The sequence below is a fragment of the Stenotrophomonas testudinis genome, assembly GCF_024499815.1.
Classification (GTDB): Bacteria; Pseudomonadota; Gammaproteobacteria; order Xanthomonadales; family Xanthomonadaceae; genus Stenotrophomonas.
Genome location: NZ_JAMOKY010000002.1, coordinates 25,011 through 43,214, shown reverse-complemented (window position 1 = coordinate 43,214; position 18,204 = coordinate 25,011). Strand labels below are relative to the sequence as shown.

Genomic DNA, 18,204 nt, shown 5'->3' with positions numbered 1-18,204 from the left:
CATCCAGAAGCCACATCGACGTTAAAGAGAAAGGGGGCACGGCCGATACATCCTCCGTGCACCTCCCGAGAACGTCCATGTACTCACGCATTTTCATCCGTCTGGCCGCCCCCCTGGCCTTGACCCTGCTGCTCCCCTTCGCCATCGGTTTCGAATGGCCGGCCGCCCTGCGTTGGGCGATCCTGACCACGATGACGCTGAGCTGGCTGGGCTTTGCGTGGTGGACTACCCGCGCCCAGGTGCAGCGTTCCCCGGAACATGCCCGTGTCCTGCGCGAGCAGGACCAGCTGCTGACCGAACTGCGCAACTTCGTCGGCAACGAAATCGACGGCTCGCGCGGCGAAGTCGAACGCGCCCGCGACCTGATCCGCCAGGCCGTCTCCAGCCTCGGTGGCAGCTTCGATGCGATGAACCGCAAGTCGCGCCAGCAGAGCCAGGCCCTGTCGCGCATCGTCGACCGCGCCGGTGACGAAGGCAACGCCGGCCTCGACGTCGCCCGCTTCGCCCAGCACGCCAACCACCGCATGGAACAGCTGGTGGAAGCGCTGGAACAGGTGAGCGGCCAGAGCAGCACCACCGTGCAGCACATCGACCAGATGGCCCAGCACCTGGACGGCATCTTCGCCCTGCTGGAAGACGTCAAGTCGATTGCCGACCAGACCAACCTGCTGGCGCTGAACGCGGCCATCGAAGCGGCCCGTGCCGGTGAAGCCGGTCGTGGCTTCGCGGTGGTGGCCGACGAAGTGCGCAACCTGTCCGAGCGCTCGACCACCTTCAACGAACAGATCCGCAAGCTGGCCCACAGCTCCAAGGACGCCATCGCCAAAGTGCGCGAGACGGTCTCGCACATGGCCTCGCGTGACATGGACCGTTCCCGCGAAGCGCGCCAGGAAGCGGCGGCGATGCTGGACAACGTGGCCCAGATCAATGCCTCGCTGGGCGATGGCATGCGCGAAGTGTCCGAGTGCGCCCGTTCGATCGACGGCAGCGTGGCCGAGGCCGTACGTGCCCTGCAGTTCGAAGACATCGCCACCCAGGCCCTGGGCGGCGTGCACACCCACCTGGACCGCCTGACCGCGATCAACCGCGAAGCCGTGGCCCTGCAGGAACTGCTGCACCGTAACGGTGGCGTGTTCGACGAAGAGATCGCCACCGCCCTGCAGCGCACCGGCAGCCGACTGCGCGAACTGCGCAGCGAGTGGGAGCGCCCGCCGCACAAGCCGGTAGCCCAGCAGAACATGGGCGCCGGCACGGTCGAGCTGTTCTGATCCTGATGTCCGCTGCCTGCTCCGGCAGCCTGCAAGGCCCCGGTCATTCCGGGGCCTTTGCCTGTAACCTGCCGTTGGATGCCCCCGACCCGCGCACCATGACCCTGATCCGCGCCCTGCCCCCGATCGACCCCAACGAACGCCCGCGCAACCCCAGCGTGCGCGAACAGCTGCAGCAGCTGGAGGCGGTCGCACGCGAGGAGATCGAGGAACTCAGGCAGCTGGCCGATGCCCGCCCTGCCCCGTCGGCGATTGCGGGTGAACTGTTGGGGATGGCCTGGGATCTTGGGCTGGACGGGGATTCGCTATAGTTCCACGCCGTGCATGGATGGGCCGTTGCCCATGGCATGATGCGCCGGTCCCGTTCATGGAAGACCGATGGCCATCGCCCTGATCGCATTGATGCTGATCGAATTGCTGTTGCTCTCTGCGTGGGTGCCGCTCTTCTTTCGCACGGGCATCGTACTGTTCAACCAGCGCATTGCCGCGTCACCTGACAACCTCAAGCACCTTTCGCTGGGCGGCCTGGAACACGACCTGCCGATCGAGAAATGGGCGCGTCTGTCATTCCAAGCATTGCCCGATGGCAGCGTGGCATTCCGCGAGAGCTTTGCGCCGGGCTTCGGTGGGCGCTACTTCCCGCTGATGCGCGGTCAATTGGTGATCGACAGCCGGCGCCGTGAGGTACGGGTGATCGGCCGCTGCAGCTGGTTCGCACTGGTCCTGACCCTGCTGGTGGTACCGATCATGCTGGTGCGGCCGATGGCATGGCCGATGCTGGTATGCCCGCTGATTTTCTACGTGGGCTATCGCATCCAGCGGCGGCGCTATGCCAACGTGGTCGAGGCGGTGCAGGCACGGCTGCGGCCGGAGTTCTGACAACGGTTCATCGACCCTCAGTAGATCCACGCCATGCGTGGATGGTCGCGAGTGCGAGCATCGATGCCGACCAACGGTCAGCACCTACCGGGGCTATCGGGCCAGGGCGACTTCCGGGGTGGCGTGCTGCTGGCGCAGCCACAGCGCCAGGTCGCGCGGGCTGAGCGGGCGCGAGTACAGGTAGCCCTGGATCTCGTCGCAGCCCTGCCGGCGCAGCATGTCTTCTTCCTGGTGCGTTTCCACGCCCTCGGCCACCACCTTCATGCCCAGTGCGTGGCCCAGGTGGACGATGGCCTGGGTGACTTCGGCCGTGCCCGTGTCGTGCAGCATGCCCTGCACGAAACTGCGGTCGATCTTCAGGCGCCCCACCGGGAAGCGGTTGAGGTAATGCAGGTTGGAGAAGCCGGTGCCGAAGTCATCCACCGCCAGCGGCACGCCATGGCGTTCCAGTACGTCGAAACAGTGGCGCAGGATGTCGGTGTCACGGATCAACGCCGATTCGGTCAGTTCCAGCTCGAGCCGCTGCGGCGGCCAGCCATGGGCGTGACAGATCTCGATCACGCGCTCGGCAAACCCGCGGTCACGCAACTGCACGGCCGAAACGTTCACCGCAATGCGCTCAAAACGCAGGCCGGCACGATCCCACGCTGCCGCCTGGCGGCAGGCTTCGGACAGCACCCAGTCGCCGATGCGGACGATCTCGCCGCACTTCTCGGCAATGGGAATGAACTCGGCCGGGCTGCAGTAGCCCACGCCGGGGCGATGCCAGCGCAGCAGCGCTTCGATGGCCGGCGGCTCACCATGGTGGGCGTGCAGCAGCGGCTGGTAGGCCAGGCTGAACTCCTCACGTTCGATGGCACCGTGCAGGCCGTGCTCGATCTCCAGCCGGCGCTGGATGCGCGCCAGGGCGTCCTGGCTGTAGTACTGATACGTGTTGCGCCCGGCTTCCTTGGCCGCGTACATCGCCGCGTCGGCGGCACGCAGCAGGGAGTCGAAATCGGTCTGGCTGTCGCCCAGCATGGCGATGCCCACGCTGGCGCCGACCTTTAGCACGGTGTCACCGCGACGCAGCGGCTCGGCCAGCGAGCCGATCAGCTTGCGCGCCACGTGGCCGGCATCCTCCGGCTCGGCCAGGTCGCGCAGCACCACGATGAATTCGTCGCCGCTGAAGCGGCCGAACAGATCGTTGTTGCGCAGGTTCTGGTGCAGGCGGGTGGCTGCGGCCTTCAGCAGCGCATCGCCGGTGGCGTGGCCGAAGCTGTCGTTGATGTTCTTGAAGCCATCGAGATCGATGAACAGCATCGCCAGCGAGGTGCCGCGGTCGCGGGCCTCCTCGATGGCCTCGGCGGTCTGCTCGCCCAGCAACACGCGGTTGGGCAGGCCGGTCAGCAGGTCGTAGTGGGCCAGCAGCTCGATGCGCTCATTGGCTTCGCGCTCGCGGGTGATGTCACGGAACAGGACCACGAAGCGCGGCGGCAGGCCGTCGCGGCGGTCCAGTTCAATCAACACCTGCACCCACACGCGCAGGCCGGACTGGCGGTAAAAGCACAGGTCCAGCTGTTCGGGCAGGCCGCCACCAGCGATACGCAGCAGCGCGGCTTCGAAGTGCGCGCGCGAATCTTCGGTGTACAGCGCCAGCGCCTGGTCCAGGGTGATCGGCTCCTTGCGCAGCCCGTGGATGCGGTAGCACTCCTCCGTCCACTGCATGTGCCGGGTGCTGACCTCGATCTCGCAGCCGCCGATGCGGCCCAGCGCGGAGACACGGTTCAGCAGTTCGGTGCGCCAGCGGATGAGTGCATCGGTCTGGTGCTGTTCGGTGATGTTCTGCACCTGGCCCAGCAGGCGCTTGGGATGGCCATCCATGTCCAGCAGCGGCTGCATCCACAGGCGCAGGTGCTGGGACGGCTCGCTGCCGCGGGTCAGTTCCAGTTCAAGGTTGGCGGCACGGCCGTCGCGCCACAGCCGGCGCCACGCCGCACGCAGCGCGCCGCGTGAGCGCGGGTGCAGCTGCTTCAGCCAGCGCCGCTGGCCGGGCACTTCGCCGGGTGCCAGGGCCAGCAGCGAGCGCAGCTCGGGCGACCACCAGAACCGGTGGTTGGTGGGATCGAACGACCAGCTGCCCATGCTGGCGATGCGCTGGGCCTCGCTCAGGTGCAGCTGCTGTTCCTGCAGCAGCGCTTCCAGCTGCTTCTGCTGCTCGATGTCGGTATGGGTGCCGACCATGCGTAGCGGCTGCCCATCGGCGGTACGTGCAACCACGCGACCGCGGTCGAGCACCCAGCGCCACTGGCCATCCTCCTGGCGGAAGCGGAACTGGGCGCTGTACTGCTCGCTGTGGCCGCGCAGGTGCTCGTCCAGCGCCGCACGCATGTCGGCCAGGTCATCGCCGTGGACGCGGGAAATGATGTTGTTGGCGGTCTCTTCCACAAGCGAAGGTGTCCGTACCACCCGGTCGCTGGGAATGTCCCAGTCCCACAGGCTGTGGCCGGCGCTTTCCAGCGCCAGCTCCCAACGGCCACCGGCATCGACCGGCACCGGCTCCGGCACGCTGAGGGTGAAGGCCAGCAGGTTGCCGCTGCCATCGTGCACGGCGCGCAGGTAGCCGTCGTAGTGGCCGCGCGGACCACCCGGCAGGGTGCAGGCGACGATGCCACCGTCGGCCGCCAGCAGGCGCAGGTCCTCCAGCATCGGCGCGTAGGCGGCCACCGTCGCCGGCAGGCCGTGTTCGCGCGCGGCCGGGTTGGCTGCAAGCGGACGGCCGCCACGGTCGACGATGACCAGCGCCGAGGCAAGCGGATGCTGCAGCAGGCTGGCGATGATCCCTTGGTCCACGCGATCTTGCTCCGGAATGGCGCGCCCGACAGCGGGGCACGCAGTGGTTAACGGCGCCTCCGGCGGATAATTGAGTGCCTGCACGCGGTCGCGCGTTAATATGGCTGGCGCCCCCTCCCCCTGCCCTGTCCATGCCCGCAGAACCGACCGGCACCGCCCCCGCTCCCGACCCGCAGATGGCGAAGGCGCTGGGTCGTGACCGTCGTCGGGTGGTGCTGACCTATCTGATGCTGGCACTGGCCTGGATGGTCGCCACCGATGGCGCCATGGCGGCACTGATGTCGGACCCGCGGCAACTGGCGTTCTGGCAGACCGTGAAGGACGCCTTCTTCGCCTTTGCCAGCGCCGGCCTGCTGTACCTTCTGCTGCGCCCCTTGGCCGAACACGTGCTGCGCACCCATGCGCGCCTGCAGGGCTCGGAGCTGCGCCTGCGGCAGATGTTCGAGGGCAACCCCGGGCCGATCCTGGTCTACGACCTGGACAGCCTGGTCATCCTCGACGCCAACCCGGCCGCCTGCCTGGCCTTCGGCTGGGAGCGCGACGCGCTGCTGGAGCAGACCATCGACGTGCTGTGGCCGCCCGGCGACAGGCTGATTTTGCAGAACAAGCTGGAGGCGATCCGCGAGGCGCCCGAGCAGATCTGCGTGCTGCGCACCCCGCTGCAGCTGCGCGATGGCAGCCGCCGGCAGATGGAACTGCGCTCGAACGCGATCGACTACGACGGCCACAACGCCCGACTGCTGATCGCCATCGACCGCACCGCCGAGGACCTGGCCCAGCTGCGCCGCGACCAGGCCCTGGCCCGCGTGGAAGAGGCACACGAGCTGGCCCGCATCGGCGCCTGGGAGCTGGACCCTTCCAGCGGCCTCGGCCGCTACTCCAGCCAGGTGTACCGCCTGCTGGGCCGCCGCCCGCCCGAGGCACGGCGCTGGCATCGTTTCGATGAGCTGCTGGTGCCGGCCGATCCGACCACGGCCGCGCAGACCGAGCAGCTGCTGGCCGAGCTGTGCACCGACCCCAGGCTGCAGGTGGATGTGCTGCTGCCCGTGCTGTCGATGGATGGCCGTACCCTGATGGTGCACCTGCGCGCAGCCTGTGGCACGGACGAGGCCGGCCGCGAGCGGGTGCTGGGCACTCTGCAGGACGTGACCGAGCGCGAACAGTCGCGGCGCCTGCTGCGTGAACGCGAGGAGCAGTTCCGCGAGCTGGTGCGGGTGCTCCCCGACGGCGTGGTGATCCTGTCCGACGAGCACGTGCTGTACGCCAACGCCTGGGCCGCGGCCCTGTTCGGCTATGGCAGCCAGACCTTGCTGGGCGAGCCGTTGGATGCGCTGGTGGACCCGGCGGAGCTGGACCGGGTGCGCCTGCAGCTGCGCGCCGGCCAACCGCAGCACAGCCCCGGGCACAACAGCGTGTTGGTGATGCAGCGCGCCGATGGCCGCCGCTTCCACGCCGGCTTGGCGGTGGGCGAAGTGCGCTACGGCGGCCGCGACTGCAAGCTGCTGATCGTGCGTGACCTGAGCGAATCCGAGCGCACGCGCACCGCGCTGGAAACCAGCAACCGCGAACTGCAGGCCATGGCCGGCCGTCTGTTCTCGCTGCAGGAGGACGAGCGCCGCGCCATCTCGCGCGACCTGCACGATGACATCGGCCAGGCCATCACCGCCATCAAGCTCTCCGCCTACGCCGCTCAGGATGAAGCAGACGCACGACGCCGCAGCGAAGACCTGGCGCAGATCGTGAGCCTGGCCGACACCACCGTGGCCAAGCTGCGCGACATCTCCACCCTGCTGCGCCCGCCGCAGCTGGACGCCCTGGGCCTGGAGGCGGCACTGAGCTGGCAGGCACGGGTGCTGTTCCGTTCCTCGCCGGTGGAGCTGCTGGCCGAGATCGACACCCTGCCCTCGCGCCCGGACAACAGCATCGAACAGGCCTGTTTCCGCATCGCCCAGGAAAGCCTGACCAACGTGCTGCGCCACGCCCGTGCCAGCCAGGTGCAGCTGCAGCTGCGCAATGTCGACCAGCGCGGCCTGCACCTGCTGATCCGCGATGACGGCGAGGGTTTCGACCCGAACGGCCCGCGCGGCCTGGGCCTGATCGTGATGCGCGAGCGTGCGCAGAGCGTCGGCGGCAATGTCCGCATCGAGTCGGCGCACGGCGCCGGTACGCTCGTCGACGTCCATCTTCCTTACCAGGCGGTCACTGCGACCGCCGCTGATTCCCCGGAACACTGAGCCATGTGGAACCCCAACATGCCCCCTGTCAGCATTGACGACGCCCCCGATCGGTTGGGTGCCGGCAACCCCGAGCTGCAGGCCATGGTCACCGAAGCCGCCTCCGGCGGCACCCCGTTGATGCTGATGCACGTGGATATCGACCACTTCGCATCGGTCAACGAAAACATGAGTGCCGAGGTCGGCGACCAGGCGCTGGTGCTGGTCGCCCAGCGCCTGCAGTCCTACCTGCGCGGCCGCGGCAAACTGTGGCGCCACGGCAGCGATGAATTCCTGCTGGCCGTGCCACGCACCGCCGACCTGCCGCTGCCGGAAGACTTCGCCGAAGAGATCCGCCAGCAGATGGAGCTGCCGCTGTCGGTGCTGCCGTACACGCTGTTCATGACCGGCAAGCTGGGCGTGAGCCTGTGCCCGGAGCACGCCAGCAACGCCTCGCGCCTGCTCGACCACGCCGAGGATGCACTGTACCAAGCCGCCCGCGAAGGCGGCAATGCGGTGCGCATCCACGCGGTGGACACCCCGCCGAGCGCGCACAGCGAGAGCATCATCGCCCGCCAGATCGTCGATGCGATCCCCAACGGCGAACTGAAGCTGCGCTACCAGCCGCTGGTCAGCGCCCGCGATGGCCACGTTGTGGGCATGGAGGCGCTGCTGCGCTGGCAGTCACCGACCCTGGGCATGCTGGTGCCGGAGCGCTTCATGCGCACCGCCGAGCGCCTCGGCATCATCGTGCAGATCGGCACCTGGGTGCTGGAAGGCGCACTGAAGCAGGCGCGTCTGTGGCGCGACCAGGGCTTCGATGACTTCACCATCGCGGTGAACGTGTCGACCCTGCAGCTGCTGCGTCCGAACTTCTTCGCCGAGGTGATGGGGCTGATCCAGGCCGCGGGCGTGCCGGCGCAGATGCTGACACTGGAGATCAACGAAAGCGCGCTGACCAACAACGTCAACTTCGTCCACGAGACCCTGGCCAACCTGCGCAACGAAGGCATCAGTCTGAGCCTTGACAACTTCGGCACCGGCGATTCCAGCCTCAGTGCGCTGGTGCGCTACCCGGTGGACAAGCTGAAGATCGACCGCAGCTTCATCAAGAGCGCGCCGGCAGGCAACCGCGAGGCCGCCATCGCCCGCGCGATCATCGCCATGGGCCACCAGCTGGGCATGACGGTGATTGCCAACGGCGTCGAGTCGCAGGCACAGCTGGGCTTCCTGCGTCGCAACGACTGCGACGTGTTCCAGGGTTACCTGTTCGGCGAGCCGATGTCGGCCGATGCGGCCGGCATGACCCTGCGCCGCCGTTACCTGCGGCCGGAAGCTTTCGCCGAAACCCGCCCGGACCGCACCCTGCTGCTGCTGGACGACGAGGAGAACGTGCTGCGCTCGCTGGTGCGCCTGTTCCGTCGCGACGGCTACCGCATCCTGGCCGCCGGCAACGTGCGCGATGCGTTCGACCTGCTGGCGATCAACGACGTGCAGGTGATCCTGTCCGACCAGCGCATGAGCGACATGAGCGGCACCGAGTTCCTGGGCCGGGTGAAGATGCTGTACCCGGACACGATCCGCCTGGTGCTGTCCGGCTACACCGATCTGAACACGGTGACCGATGCGATCAACCGCGGCGCGATCTACCGCTTCCTGACCAAGCCCTGGAACGACGACGAGCTGCGCAAGCACATCCACCAGGCGTTCCGTACGTACGAGGAACAGCGGCGCAGCAATGCCGGGCCGACGGCGGTGGAAGCGGCGGATGCCGGCGAGGATCGCTCGCCGCTGCGTTAACCCGCCTGTAGAGTCGAGCCATGCTCGACTACGGCAAAAAACAGTCGAGCATGGCTCGACTCTACAGAAACGAGGTCAGCGCGGCTGCTTGATCGGCAGCACCACGCGGAAGCGCGAGCCGACGCCGGGTGTGCTGTCCAGGTCGATGCGGCCGTGGTGCTTGTTGATGATGCTGTAGGAGATCGACAAGCCCAGGCCGGTGCCGCTGCCCACCGGCTTGGTGGTGAAGAACGGATCGAAGATGCGCTGGCGCAGTTCCGGCGAGATGCCGCCACCGGTGTCCTCGAACTCCACCCAGACCGTGTCGCCGTCCACACCGGTGCGCACGGTGATGGTGCCGCGCTCGGCGATGGCATGGCCGGCGTTGAGCAGCAGGTTCATGTAGACCTGGTTCAGTTCCGAAGGCAGGCACTCCACCAGCGGCAGCTGGCCGAACTCGCGGTGCAGGGTGACCTTGTACTTGAGCTCGTTCCAGATGATGTTGATGGTCGATTCCAGGCCGGAATGCAGGTCCACCAGCTTCCACGACTCGTCGCGGCCGGAATACGAGAAGTCCTTCAGGTCGCGCACGATGCGGGTCACCCGCTCGATGCCCTCGCGCGACTCCGCCATCAACTGCGGCAGGTCGCGGCTGATGAAATCGATGTCCAGGCGGTCACGGATATCGTCGATTTCCGGGATCAGCGCCTTCGGATCCGGCGCGCGCAGGGCCCGCTCGTATGCTTCGATGACGGTAAACAGGCTGCGCAGATATTCCTGCAGGCTGCCCAGGTTGGAGTGCACGTAGCCGATCGGGTTGTTGATCTCGTGGGCAACGCCGGCGGCGAGCTGGCCGATGGAGGCCATCTTTTCCGACTGCAGCAGCTTTTCCTGGGTGCCGTTGAGGCGCAGGTAGGCCTGGCGGAGTTCGGCATGGCGCTGCTGCAGCTCGCGCTCGTAGTCCTCCTGGCCCTCGATGGGACGGAACAGTGCCAGGTAGTGGCCGCTGCCAGGCTGGCCGTGATGGTAGAGGTGGGCGATGACCACGCCCTCGCCGACCGGCAGGCTGCCATTCCACTGACCGTGCAGGCGCGCCTGCTCCAGCGCATCCGGCGGCAGCAGCTCACGCAGGCGCAACGGCGCGGGGCCGGTGGTCTCGTTGCTGCCCAGCAGGTTCTGTGCGGCCGGATTGGCCAGGGCGACCTGCCCGTCTTCGGTGAACAGCAGCATGCCTTCGCGCACGCGCTCCAGCAGGGCCTGCAGCACCGGCTGCGGCGGAAGGGGGGCGGTAACCAGAACGTTGGCGGCGGACACGGCGACTCGAGGGCTTGCGAACAGGCGCCCAATATACGCGCTGCCGCGCCAGCGCAGCAGCCCACCGGCTGCTGCCGGCCGCCGGTGGGTCGATCAGGCGACGGCCAGTGGCCGGCGTGCGTTGACCGTGTGGGCCTGGCCCTTGGCGTCGTACGAGGAGGATGCCTCGGTGCGGCCGAGTTGGCGCAGCGCCCAGTCCACCTCGCGGCGGCGGCGCGACAGCAGCACGCCATTGGCGCGGTTGCGCTCGGCCAGCGCCTGCAGCTGCTCGCCCTCGCCCACCGGCGGGGTGGAGTCCAGGGCGCGCAGTGCTTCCAGCTTGGCGCCGGTCGCGCGGATCAGCGCGTGCACGTCGTGCTCGACCAGGGCCTGATGTTCGACATCCAGAGCCTGGGCAAGTCGCTGAAGATGTTCACTCATCGCCGCGGTCATCCCTGCAGCTGCTGGTCCAGTTCGAGCATGCGCGATGCGATCGCGTCCGGATTGATCTTGTAGCTGCCGTTTTGCAGCGACTCGCGCACCGCGGCGACACGCTGGGCGTCGATGGCCGGGGCGGTGCTCAGCTCACGCTCGAGCGCCTGCAGGTTGGTGGCCTCGCCGGTCAGGCGCAGGCTGTCCGCAGCCTCCACCGGGCGCGCCGGCGCATCGCCGCTGACGCCGGGCTTGGTGGCCGGGGTCGTCACGCTGCGCAGTGCCTGGGGGACCTGCAGGTTGCCGTCGATTTTCTGGCTCATGGGGTGTCCTGGAGTTGCCGTTCACAAGGGATAACGGCCGCTGGGCCGTGATCTTTAGGGAAATCTCTTACTTTTTCAACGCGCCACGATTACGTCACCATGGGCGTCCACGGTCCCCTGCACGATGCGGCGGGAGGACAGGTTCTCTACCGAAACACGGTCGTTCTCGCCCGCATCGCCCATCGCCCGGCCGGCAATGCGCACCTCGACCGAACCGCGCCGCGACACCAGGGCCACATTGTCTCCTCGTCTGATGAGACGCTCGGTGACCAGGTCGTTGGCCGAGAGCAGGCTTCCGGCCTGCAGGGGCCGACGGGCAATGCGACCGACCGCCGCAGCGGGATCGGACAGCACAGCCCCGGCAATCCGTGCGGCATCACGCTGGGCAGTGCTGATATCGGCCGCGGCCAGGGTTTCTCCAGTGGCAATGCCGCGGGTGAGCACCAGCACGGCCTGGTTGCGGCGCACCTTCACCGGTACGAACAGGCGCCAGCCGCCGGCATCGGGGCAGCTGACCTCCACCGTGGTGTTGGCGGTGGGCTGCACCTGCAGCGCCGACCCGCAGCGCGGCAGGCGCATTGCATCGGCCACCACGGCCTCGCCCTCAGCGCCGGCTGGCAAGGTCGACAGCGCGGCCGTGCGGATGCTGGCGACCGGCTGCCAGTCGGTGGCGGCCGCCCATGGCGAGGCAAACGCCAGGGCGATGGCCAATAGAGATGTGATCCGGCGCATGGCGCCTCCTGTTCGGTAAGACCTGGCCGGGTGCGTGCAAGTGGCGTGCCAGAGGCTCTTGTAGAGTCAAGCCGTGCTCGACTGCTTTGGACAAAAATGCCAGTCGAGCATGGCCCGACTCCACAAATAGAGCGGTCGACCCTACAAAAAGCATCGCGGGCGACACGGCGCCCTCAAGTTCGGCCGCCCTTACGCCGATACAGCAGCCATGTCCCATGACCTGCTCAACCGGATCGACCAGCGGACCCGACTGGCCGGCCACAATCGCCTGGCGCTGCTGCTGTTCCGTCTCGGCGGACGTCAGCTTTTTGGCGTCAACGTCTTCAAGGTACAGGAAGTCCTGCGCCGCCCGGAGCTCTTCCAGGTACCCGGCCTGCCAGGCCAGTTCGCCGGCGTGGCCGACGTGCGTGGCCGCTCGGTGCCGGTGCTGGATCTGGGCCTGGCCATCGGCCACCCCGAGCGTGAGCCGGACGCGGACACCGCCCCCGGCTACCTGGTGGTGACCGAGTTCAACCGCTCGATCCAGGGCTTCCTGGTGAGCGGGGTCGAGCGCATCGTCAACATCGCGGTGGAGGACATCCACCCGCCGCCGGAGCTGGGCGCAGAATCGAGCTACCTGACCGCTGTGACCCGCTTCCAGGGCGAGCTGATCCAGGTGATCGACGTGGAAAGCGTGCTGGCCGATATCGCCCAGATCCGTGGCGAGGCAGTGCTGGACCCGACCATGGCCATGCCGGCCGACGCTCCGCAGCTGCAGGTGCTGGTGGTGGACGACTCGCGCGTGGCCCGCCAGCAGATCCGCAGCGTGCTGGACCAGCTGGGGGTGGGCGCCACCCTGCTGTCAGATGGCAAGCAGGCGCTGGACCACCTGCTGCAGATCCACGCCTCGGGCGAAAACCCGGCCGACCGCTACGCCATGGTTATCTCGGACATCGAGATGCCGGCCATGGACGGCTATACGCTGACGACGGAAATCCGGCGCCACGCCGGCCTGTCCGGGCTGTATGTGCTGCTGCACACCTCCCTGTCCGGCGTATTCAACAATGCGATGGTGGAGCGCGTGGGCGCCAACGCCTTCGTGGCCAAGTACTCGCCGCACGAGCTGGCCGACTTCGTGCTGGACCGCCTGCGCAAGGTGGCGATGGCGGCGTAAGGCCGCCCCACCCGCCTCCGCCGGGTATGGCCCGGCGCTACCGGGACCTCCCGCGCACCTTGGGTAGCGCCGGGCCATGCCCGGCGGCGCCCACGCTTTGGCACACCCCTTGCAGCTTCCCGGGCATCGTTCCCGTGGGAGTGCACCGTGCGCAACCTGATTACCGATTACCTGGGCGTGCACGCCCAGGCCATGCCGTTGCGCGAACAGCGGATGAAGCTGATCGCCAGCAACCTCGGCAATGCCGACACTCCCGGCTACAAGGCCCAGGACCTGGACTTCGACGCCGCCCTGCGCACTGCCCAGGGGCTGGACGCCAACGGCCTGATGACCACCACGAACGAGCAGCACTACGAGATCAGTAGTGGCCTGAACCCGTTCCAGGTGGCCCGCGAGGGCGTGCAACCCAGCCTGGACGGCAACACCGTCGACCCCGATGCCGAGCGCGCCGCCTATGGCCGCGCCGCGCTGGAATACCGTGCCTCGCTCAGCTTCGTCGAGAGCAAGGTCCGTTCCATGCTCACCGCGATCACGGGGCAGTAAGCCATGAGCAACCTGCCGATCTTCGATATCGCCGGCTCCGCACTGCAGGCGCAGTCGGTGCGCATGAGCACCATCGCCTCCAACCTTTCCAACGCCGACAGCATCGCCGGCTCGGCCGACGCGGTCTACAAGCCGCTGGAGCCGATCTTCCAGGCCGTGACCAGCAAGACCGATCCGAACATCACCTCGGTGAAGGTCAAGGAAATCACCCAGAGCGATGCGGCGCCGATCAAGCGCTACGAGCCCGGCCATCCGCTGGCCGATGCCGATGGCTACATCTACCAGCCCGACGTCGATCCGGTGGCGCAGATGGTCAACCTGATCTCGACCTCGCGCAATTACCAGGCGGGCGTGGAGATGTTGACGACCGCCAAGGAACTGGCTCTGGCCACCCTGACCATGGGCCGCTGAGGCGCGCTCGCGAGGACCACCGCATGACCACCGTCACCACCCAGACCAACCAGGACGTCTACGCCGCACTCGGCCTGAACGCCCCCAACAGCAACAGCACCAAGAAGAAGAACACGCTCGACCAGGCGGACTTCCTGCGCCTGATGACCGAGCAGCTGCAGCATCAGGATCCGCTGAAGCCGATGGACAACACGCAGATGGTCGCGCAGATGGCGCAGATGTCCACCGTGCAGGGCATCACCGACCTCAACACCTCGGTGCAGGGCTTCCAGGAATCCATGGCCAGCGACCAGGTACTGCGTGGCGCGGCGCTGGTCGGCCATGAAGTGCTGGTGCCGTCCGAGAAGCTGGTACTCGAAGCGGAAGGCGATGTCAGTGGCACCGTCGCTGCACCGGCCGCCGGCATCGTCACCGTCGATGTCACCGATGCCAACGGCAGCAAGGTCACCTCGATCAGTGTCGAGGCCAGCGCCGCCGGTGAGGTCGCGTTCAAGTGGGATGGCAAGGACGCCAATGGCAAGCGCATGGAACCGGGCAAGTACTCCATCGTCGCCAACCACGTCGACACCGCGGGCACCAGCACCAAGCTCTCCACGTACGTGCAGGCACCGGTGGAAAGCGTCACCGTTGGTTCTGATGGCCTGTACCTGAACCTCAAGGGCCTGGGCACGGCCCCGATCGATTACGTGCTCCGCGTGAGCTGAGCCGCACCCCCGCATCTACCAGGAGCAATCCCATGGGCTTCAATGTCTCGCTGTCCGGCATCAACGCCGCCAATACCGACCTGAGTGTCACGGCCAACAACGTCGCCAACGTCAACACGGTCGGCTTCAAGCAGTCGCGTGCGGAGTTCGCCGATCTGTTTGCCGCCACCAGCTACGGCCTGTCCAATAACCAGACCGGCTCCGGCGCGCGTGTCACCAACGTGGCCCAGCAGTTCATCCAGGGCAACAACGACCAGACGGGCCGCAGCCTGGATATGGCCATTTCCGGTGAGGGCTTCTTCACCATGAACATGAACGGCGCACGCGTCTATTCGCGCGCCGGCAACTTCCAGACCGATTCTGCCGGCTACGTGGTCAATCCGCAGGGTGCACGCCTGCAGGTGTTCGCGCCCAACGCCGATGGCACCGGCTTCGACGCCGGCCGCCTGGTCGACCTGCAGCTGCTGACCACCGACAGCCCGCCTAAGCAGACCAGCGAAGTGAAGGTGGGCTTCACCCTGCCCGCCAACGCCAAGGAGCCGACGGTCGCCGATTTCGACCCGACCGATTCCAACAGCTACAACCAGTCCAGCGGCGGCATCACCGTCTATGACTCGCTGGGCGTCAGCCACATCCAGGTGTCGTACTTCGTCAAGGAAGCCGCGACCAACGCCTGGACCGTGCACAACTACGTCGATGGCGAGCCGGCCGGCACGCCGACCGCGATCACGTTCGACAACAGCGGCAAGCTCACCAACCCGACCAATGGCAAGGTCAGCCTTGGAACGTTCACGCCGACCACGGGCGCGGGCGAACTGAACATGACCCTGGACATCAGCGGTTCGACCCAGTACGGCGAGAAGTTCGCCCTGCGCAACACGCAGCAGGACGGCTATGCGGCCGGCAAGCTCAACGAGATCACCGTCTCCGACAGTGGCGTGGTGTATGCACGCTATTCCAACGGTGATGACAAGCCGCTGGGCCAGGTCGCCCTGACCAGCTTCAACAACACCCAGGGCCTGGCACAGAAGGGCAACAACCTGTGGGTGGAGACCTTCGAATCGGGCACTCCGCGCACCGCGGCGCCGGACAGCTCCAACCTCGGCAAGATCCAGGCTGGCGCGCTGGAAGCATCGACCGTGGACCTGACCGAGCAGCTGGTGAACATGATCACCGCGCAGCGCAACTTCCAGGCCAACGCGCAGATGATCACCACGCAGGACCAGATCACCCAGACCGTCATCAACATCCGTTGATGACCTGCTGAACCTGTCACGGAACGCCCCCCATGGATAAAGCCCTTTACGTTGCGATGACCGGCGCGCGCGCCTCCCTGCAGGCGCAGGGAACGCTCAGCCACAATCTCGCCAACTCGGACACCCCCGGCTTCAAGGAAGCGCTGGCCAACACCGAAGCCTTCCCGATCCGTGGCCAGGGCTTTGCCTCGCGGGTGGATGCGCTGCACGTCGACGCCGGTTTCAACCGCACCGCCGGCGCGCAGCACATCACCGGCAAGCCGCTGGACCTGTCGCTGCAGACCGGTACCTGGCTGGCCGTGCAGGCTACTGACGGCAGCGAGGCGTACACCCGTGGCGCCGCGCTGTCGGTCACGCCGAACGGCCAGCTGGTGACCTCCAGTGGCCGTCCGGTGCTGGACGACAACAACAACCCGATTGCCATCCCGCCGTACCAGGCAATGGAAGTGGGCAACGACGGCACGATCTCGATCATCCCGCAGGGCGAAGGCCCGCAGACGATGGCGATGATCGGCCGCATCAAGATCGTGCAGGCCGCCGACGATCGCCTCGAGCGGCGGCTCGATGGCCTGTTCGCCAACACCGATCCGCAGCAGCCGTTCGCCCAGGCACAGGGCCCGACGGTGCACAGCGGCCAGCTTGAAGGCAGCAACGTCGATGCCGCCGGTGCGCTGGTGCAGATGATCCAGCTGCAGCGCCAGTACGAAATGCAGGTGCAGGTGATCAAGCACGGCGACGAGAACGCGCGCAGCGCCAACAGTCTGCTGCGACTGGGCGGCTGACGGAATTCCGGCACCGGCACGCGCCATTGCTGGCACACCGCTTGCACTGCTTTACACAAGGGCCGCACCGCGCGGCCGGCTTCACCCAGACAGGACTTCGAAGATGAACCAGGCACTGTGGATCGCGAAAACCGGACTGGATGCGCAGCAGATGCGCATGTCGGTGGTTTCCAACAACCTCGCCAACACCAACACCACCGGCTTCAAGCAGGACCGCGCCAGTTTCGAGGACCTGTTGTACCAGCAGGTGCGCCAGCCCGGCGGTTCGTCCTCGGCGCAGACCCAGCTGCCGACCGGCCTGCAGATCGGTACCGGCGTGCGCGTGGTGGCCACCGCCAAGAACTTCGAACAGGGCAGCCAGCAGCAGACCGGCCGCGCACTGGACGTGATGGTCAACGGCCGCGGTTTCTTCGAAGTGCAGATGCCCGACGGCAGCTCGGCCTACACCCGGGATGGCTCGTTCAAGATCAACCAGGACGGCGAGCTGGTCACCAACAGCGGCTACCCGGTGCAGCCTGGCATCCAGGTGCCCGAAGGCGCGCAGTCGCTGACCATCGGCAGCGACGGCACCATCAGCGTGAAGATGGCTGACGCCGCCGCGACGGTGGAAATCGGCGCGCTCACCCTCACCGACTTCGTCAATCCGGCAGGCCTGCAGGCCCGCGGCGAAAACCTGTACCTGGAAACCACGGCCTCGGGCCCGGCCCAGAACGGCAACCCCGGCCTCAACGGACTGGGCAATGTGGTCCAGGGCGCACTGGAAGGCAGCAACGTCAACGTGGTTGAAGAGCTGGTCTCGATGATCGAAACCCAGCGCGCCTACGAGATGAACGCCAAGGCTATTTCGACGACCGACGCGATGCTCGGTTACCTGAACCAGAACGTCTGACCGTCGCCAACGGATGATCGCCATGTCGCTCCTTTCCAAACTTGCCCGCATCGCCCTGCCCTGCGCCGTGGCCGCCCTGCTTGGCGGCTGCGTGATCGCCGGCGACGTGCGCCCGTATCCGGCCATGGCGCCGATCCAGCCGATCATGCCGCCGCAGGCCGCGCCGACCGCCGGTGCGATCTACGCCGCTGGCCCCACGCTGCAGCTGTACTCGGACCGTCGCGCCCGCGATGTCGGCGATCTGCTGACCATCACCCTGCTGGAAAACACCACCGCCACGACCAGTGCGAACACCGCCACCGCCAAGGAATCGGACCTGAGCATCGGCACGCCGTCGATCTTCGGCGCACCGGTCACCCTGGGCGGCAAGGACATACTCAGTGCGACCGCCAATGGCAAGCGTGACTTCACCGGCAAGGGCAACAGCGCGCAGAGCAACCGCCTGCAGGGCAGCGTGACGGTAACCGTGGTGCAACGCCTGCCCAACGGCAACCTGGTGGTACAGGGGCAGAAGAACCTGCGTCTGAACCAGGGCGATGAGCTGGTGCAGGTGCAGGGCATCGTGCGCCCGGCTGACATCGCGCAGGACAACAGCATTCCCTCCAGCCGCGTGGCCGAAGCCCGCATCGTCTACGGCGGCCGCGGCCCGGTCGCGCAATCCAACGCGATGGGCTGGCTAAGCCGCTTCTTCAACTCCGCGCTGGCGCCGTTCTGA

18 protein-coding genes are annotated in these 18,204 nt (G+C 67.2%); 13 read left to right on the top strand and 5 right to left on the bottom strand.

Annotated elements, in window-relative coordinates:
- Positions 1 to 77 precede the first annotated feature (77 nt).
- The 3 genes from NQ204_RS01590 to NQ204_RS01580 all read left to right on the top strand — a co-directional run bounded on the left by NQ204_RS01590 (position 78) and on the right by NQ204_RS01580 (position 2,147).
- Positions 78 to 1,268 (top strand): methyl-accepting chemotaxis protein, encoded by a 1,191-nt coding sequence (locus tag NQ204_RS01590; protein WP_116863772.1) that lies wholly within the window; start codon positions 78 to 80, stop codon positions 1,266 to 1,268.
- Between the two features lie 98 nt (positions 1,269 to 1,366).
- Positions 1,367 to 1,579, top strand: a complete 213-nt coding sequence (locus tag NQ204_RS01585) for a hypothetical protein (RefSeq protein WP_116863793.1) — start codon at positions 1,367 to 1,369, stop codon at positions 1,577 to 1,579.
- Positions 1,580 to 1,646: 67 nt separating this feature from the next.
- Positions 1,647 to 2,147 carry a hypothetical protein gene (locus NQ204_RS01580; RefSeq protein WP_256642877.1) on the top strand — a complete coding sequence of 167 codons (501 nt, stop codon included), beginning with the start codon at positions 1,647 to 1,649 and terminating at the stop codon, positions 2,145 to 2,147.
- 93 nt (positions 2,148 to 2,240) lie between these two features.
- On the opposite strand, the gene NQ204_RS01575 is transcribed toward NQ204_RS01580, so the two are convergent.
- Positions 2,241 to 4,979, bottom strand: coding sequence for an EAL domain-containing protein (locus NQ204_RS01575; protein ID WP_256642876.1), 2,739 nt, complete (start codon positions 4,977 to 4,979; stop codon positions 2,241 to 2,243).
- 131 nt (positions 4,980 to 5,110) lie between these two features.
- On the opposite strand from NQ204_RS01575, the gene NQ204_RS01570 reads away from it, so the two are divergent.
- Both NQ204_RS01570 and NQ204_RS01565 read left to right on the top strand, forming a co-directional pair.
- Positions 5,111 to 7,213 carry a sensor histidine kinase gene (locus NQ204_RS01570; protein ID WP_256642875.1) on the top strand — a complete coding sequence of 701 codons (2,103 nt, stop codon included), beginning with the start codon at positions 5,111 to 5,113 and terminating at the stop codon, positions 7,211 to 7,213.
- A 3-nt stretch (positions 7,214 to 7,216) separates the two neighbouring features.
- The gene (locus NQ204_RS01565; protein WP_108768823.1) at positions 7,217 to 8,992 is read left to right on the top strand and encodes an EAL domain-containing protein; all 1,776 of its coding nucleotides are present in this window, start codon (positions 7,217 to 7,219) and stop codon (positions 8,990 to 8,992) included.
- 75 nt (positions 8,993 to 9,067) lie between these two features.
- On the opposite strand, the gene NQ204_RS01560 is transcribed toward NQ204_RS01565, so the two are convergent.
- The 4 genes from NQ204_RS01560 to flgA all read right to left on the bottom strand — a co-directional run bounded on the left by NQ204_RS01560 (position 9,068) and on the right by flgA (position 11,751).
- Positions 9,068 to 10,285: an ATP-binding protein gene (locus NQ204_RS01560; protein ID WP_116863768.1), complete on the bottom strand. Its 1,218-nt coding sequence runs from the start codon at positions 10,283 to 10,285 to the stop codon at positions 9,068 to 9,070.
- A gap of 93 nt (positions 10,286 to 10,378) precedes the next feature.
- Positions 10,379 to 10,717 (bottom strand): flagellar protein FlgN, encoded by a 339-nt coding sequence (locus tag NQ204_RS01555; protein ID WP_108768821.1) that lies wholly within the window; start codon positions 10,715 to 10,717, stop codon positions 10,379 to 10,381.
- A complete protein-coding gene (gene flgM, locus NQ204_RS01550; protein WP_256642874.1) occupies positions 10,714 to 11,019 on the bottom strand; it encodes a flagellar biosynthesis anti-sigma factor FlgM in 306 nt (101 codons plus the stop codon). The genes NQ204_RS01555 and flgM overlap by 4 nt, the downstream gene beginning before the upstream one ends.
- Positions 11,020 to 11,094: 75 nt before the next feature.
- A complete protein-coding gene (flgA, locus tag NQ204_RS01545) occupies positions 11,095 to 11,751 on the bottom strand; it encodes a flagellar basal body P-ring formation chaperone FlgA (protein WP_256642873.1) in 657 nt (218 codons plus the stop codon).
- Between the two features lie 208 nt (positions 11,752 to 11,959).
- On the opposite strand from flgA, the gene NQ204_RS01540 reads away from it, so the two are divergent.
- The 8 genes from NQ204_RS01540 (at position 11,960) to flgH (ending at position 18,204) form a co-directional block, all read left to right on the top strand.
- Complete coding sequence (locus tag NQ204_RS01540) at positions 11,960 to 12,904, top strand: chemotaxis protein (protein ID WP_079221845.1); 945 nt, start codon at positions 11,960 to 11,962, stop codon at positions 12,902 to 12,904.
- 147 nt (positions 12,905 to 13,051) lie between these two features.
- The gene (gene flgB / locus NQ204_RS01535; protein WP_116864573.1) at positions 13,052 to 13,447 is read left to right on the top strand and encodes a flagellar basal body rod protein FlgB; all 396 of its coding nucleotides are present in this window, start codon (positions 13,052 to 13,054) and stop codon (positions 13,445 to 13,447) included.
- Between the two features lie 3 nt (positions 13,448 to 13,450).
- Complete coding sequence (flgC, locus tag NQ204_RS01530; protein ID WP_079221843.1) at positions 13,451 to 13,858, top strand: flagellar basal body rod protein FlgC; 408 nt, start codon at positions 13,451 to 13,453, stop codon at positions 13,856 to 13,858.
- A gap of 23 nt (positions 13,859 to 13,881) precedes the next feature.
- A complete protein-coding gene (locus NQ204_RS01525; RefSeq protein WP_256642872.1) occupies positions 13,882 to 14,562 on the top strand; it encodes a flagellar hook assembly protein FlgD in 681 nt (226 codons plus the stop codon).
- Positions 14,563 to 14,594: 32 nt separating this feature from the next.
- Positions 14,595 to 15,818, top strand: a complete 1,224-nt coding sequence (flgE, locus tag NQ204_RS01520; RefSeq protein ID WP_116864571.1) for a flagellar hook protein FlgE — start codon at positions 14,595 to 14,597, stop codon at positions 15,816 to 15,818.
- 32 nt (positions 15,819 to 15,850) lie between these two features.
- The gene (locus NQ204_RS01515; protein WP_108768817.1) at positions 15,851 to 16,600 is read left to right on the top strand and encodes a flagellar basal body rod protein FlgF; all 750 of its coding nucleotides are present in this window, start codon (positions 15,851 to 15,853) and stop codon (positions 16,598 to 16,600) included.
- A 103-nt stretch (positions 16,601 to 16,703) separates the two neighbouring features.
- Complete coding sequence (flgG, locus tag NQ204_RS01510) at positions 16,704 to 17,489, top strand: flagellar basal-body rod protein FlgG (RefSeq protein WP_116864570.1); 786 nt, start codon at positions 16,704 to 16,706, stop codon at positions 17,487 to 17,489.
- 22 nt (positions 17,490 to 17,511) lie between these two features.
- Positions 17,512 to 18,204 carry a flagellar basal body L-ring protein FlgH gene (flgH, locus tag NQ204_RS01505; RefSeq protein WP_116864574.1) on the top strand — a complete coding sequence of 231 codons (693 nt, stop codon included), beginning with the start codon at positions 17,512 to 17,514 and terminating at the stop codon, positions 18,202 to 18,204.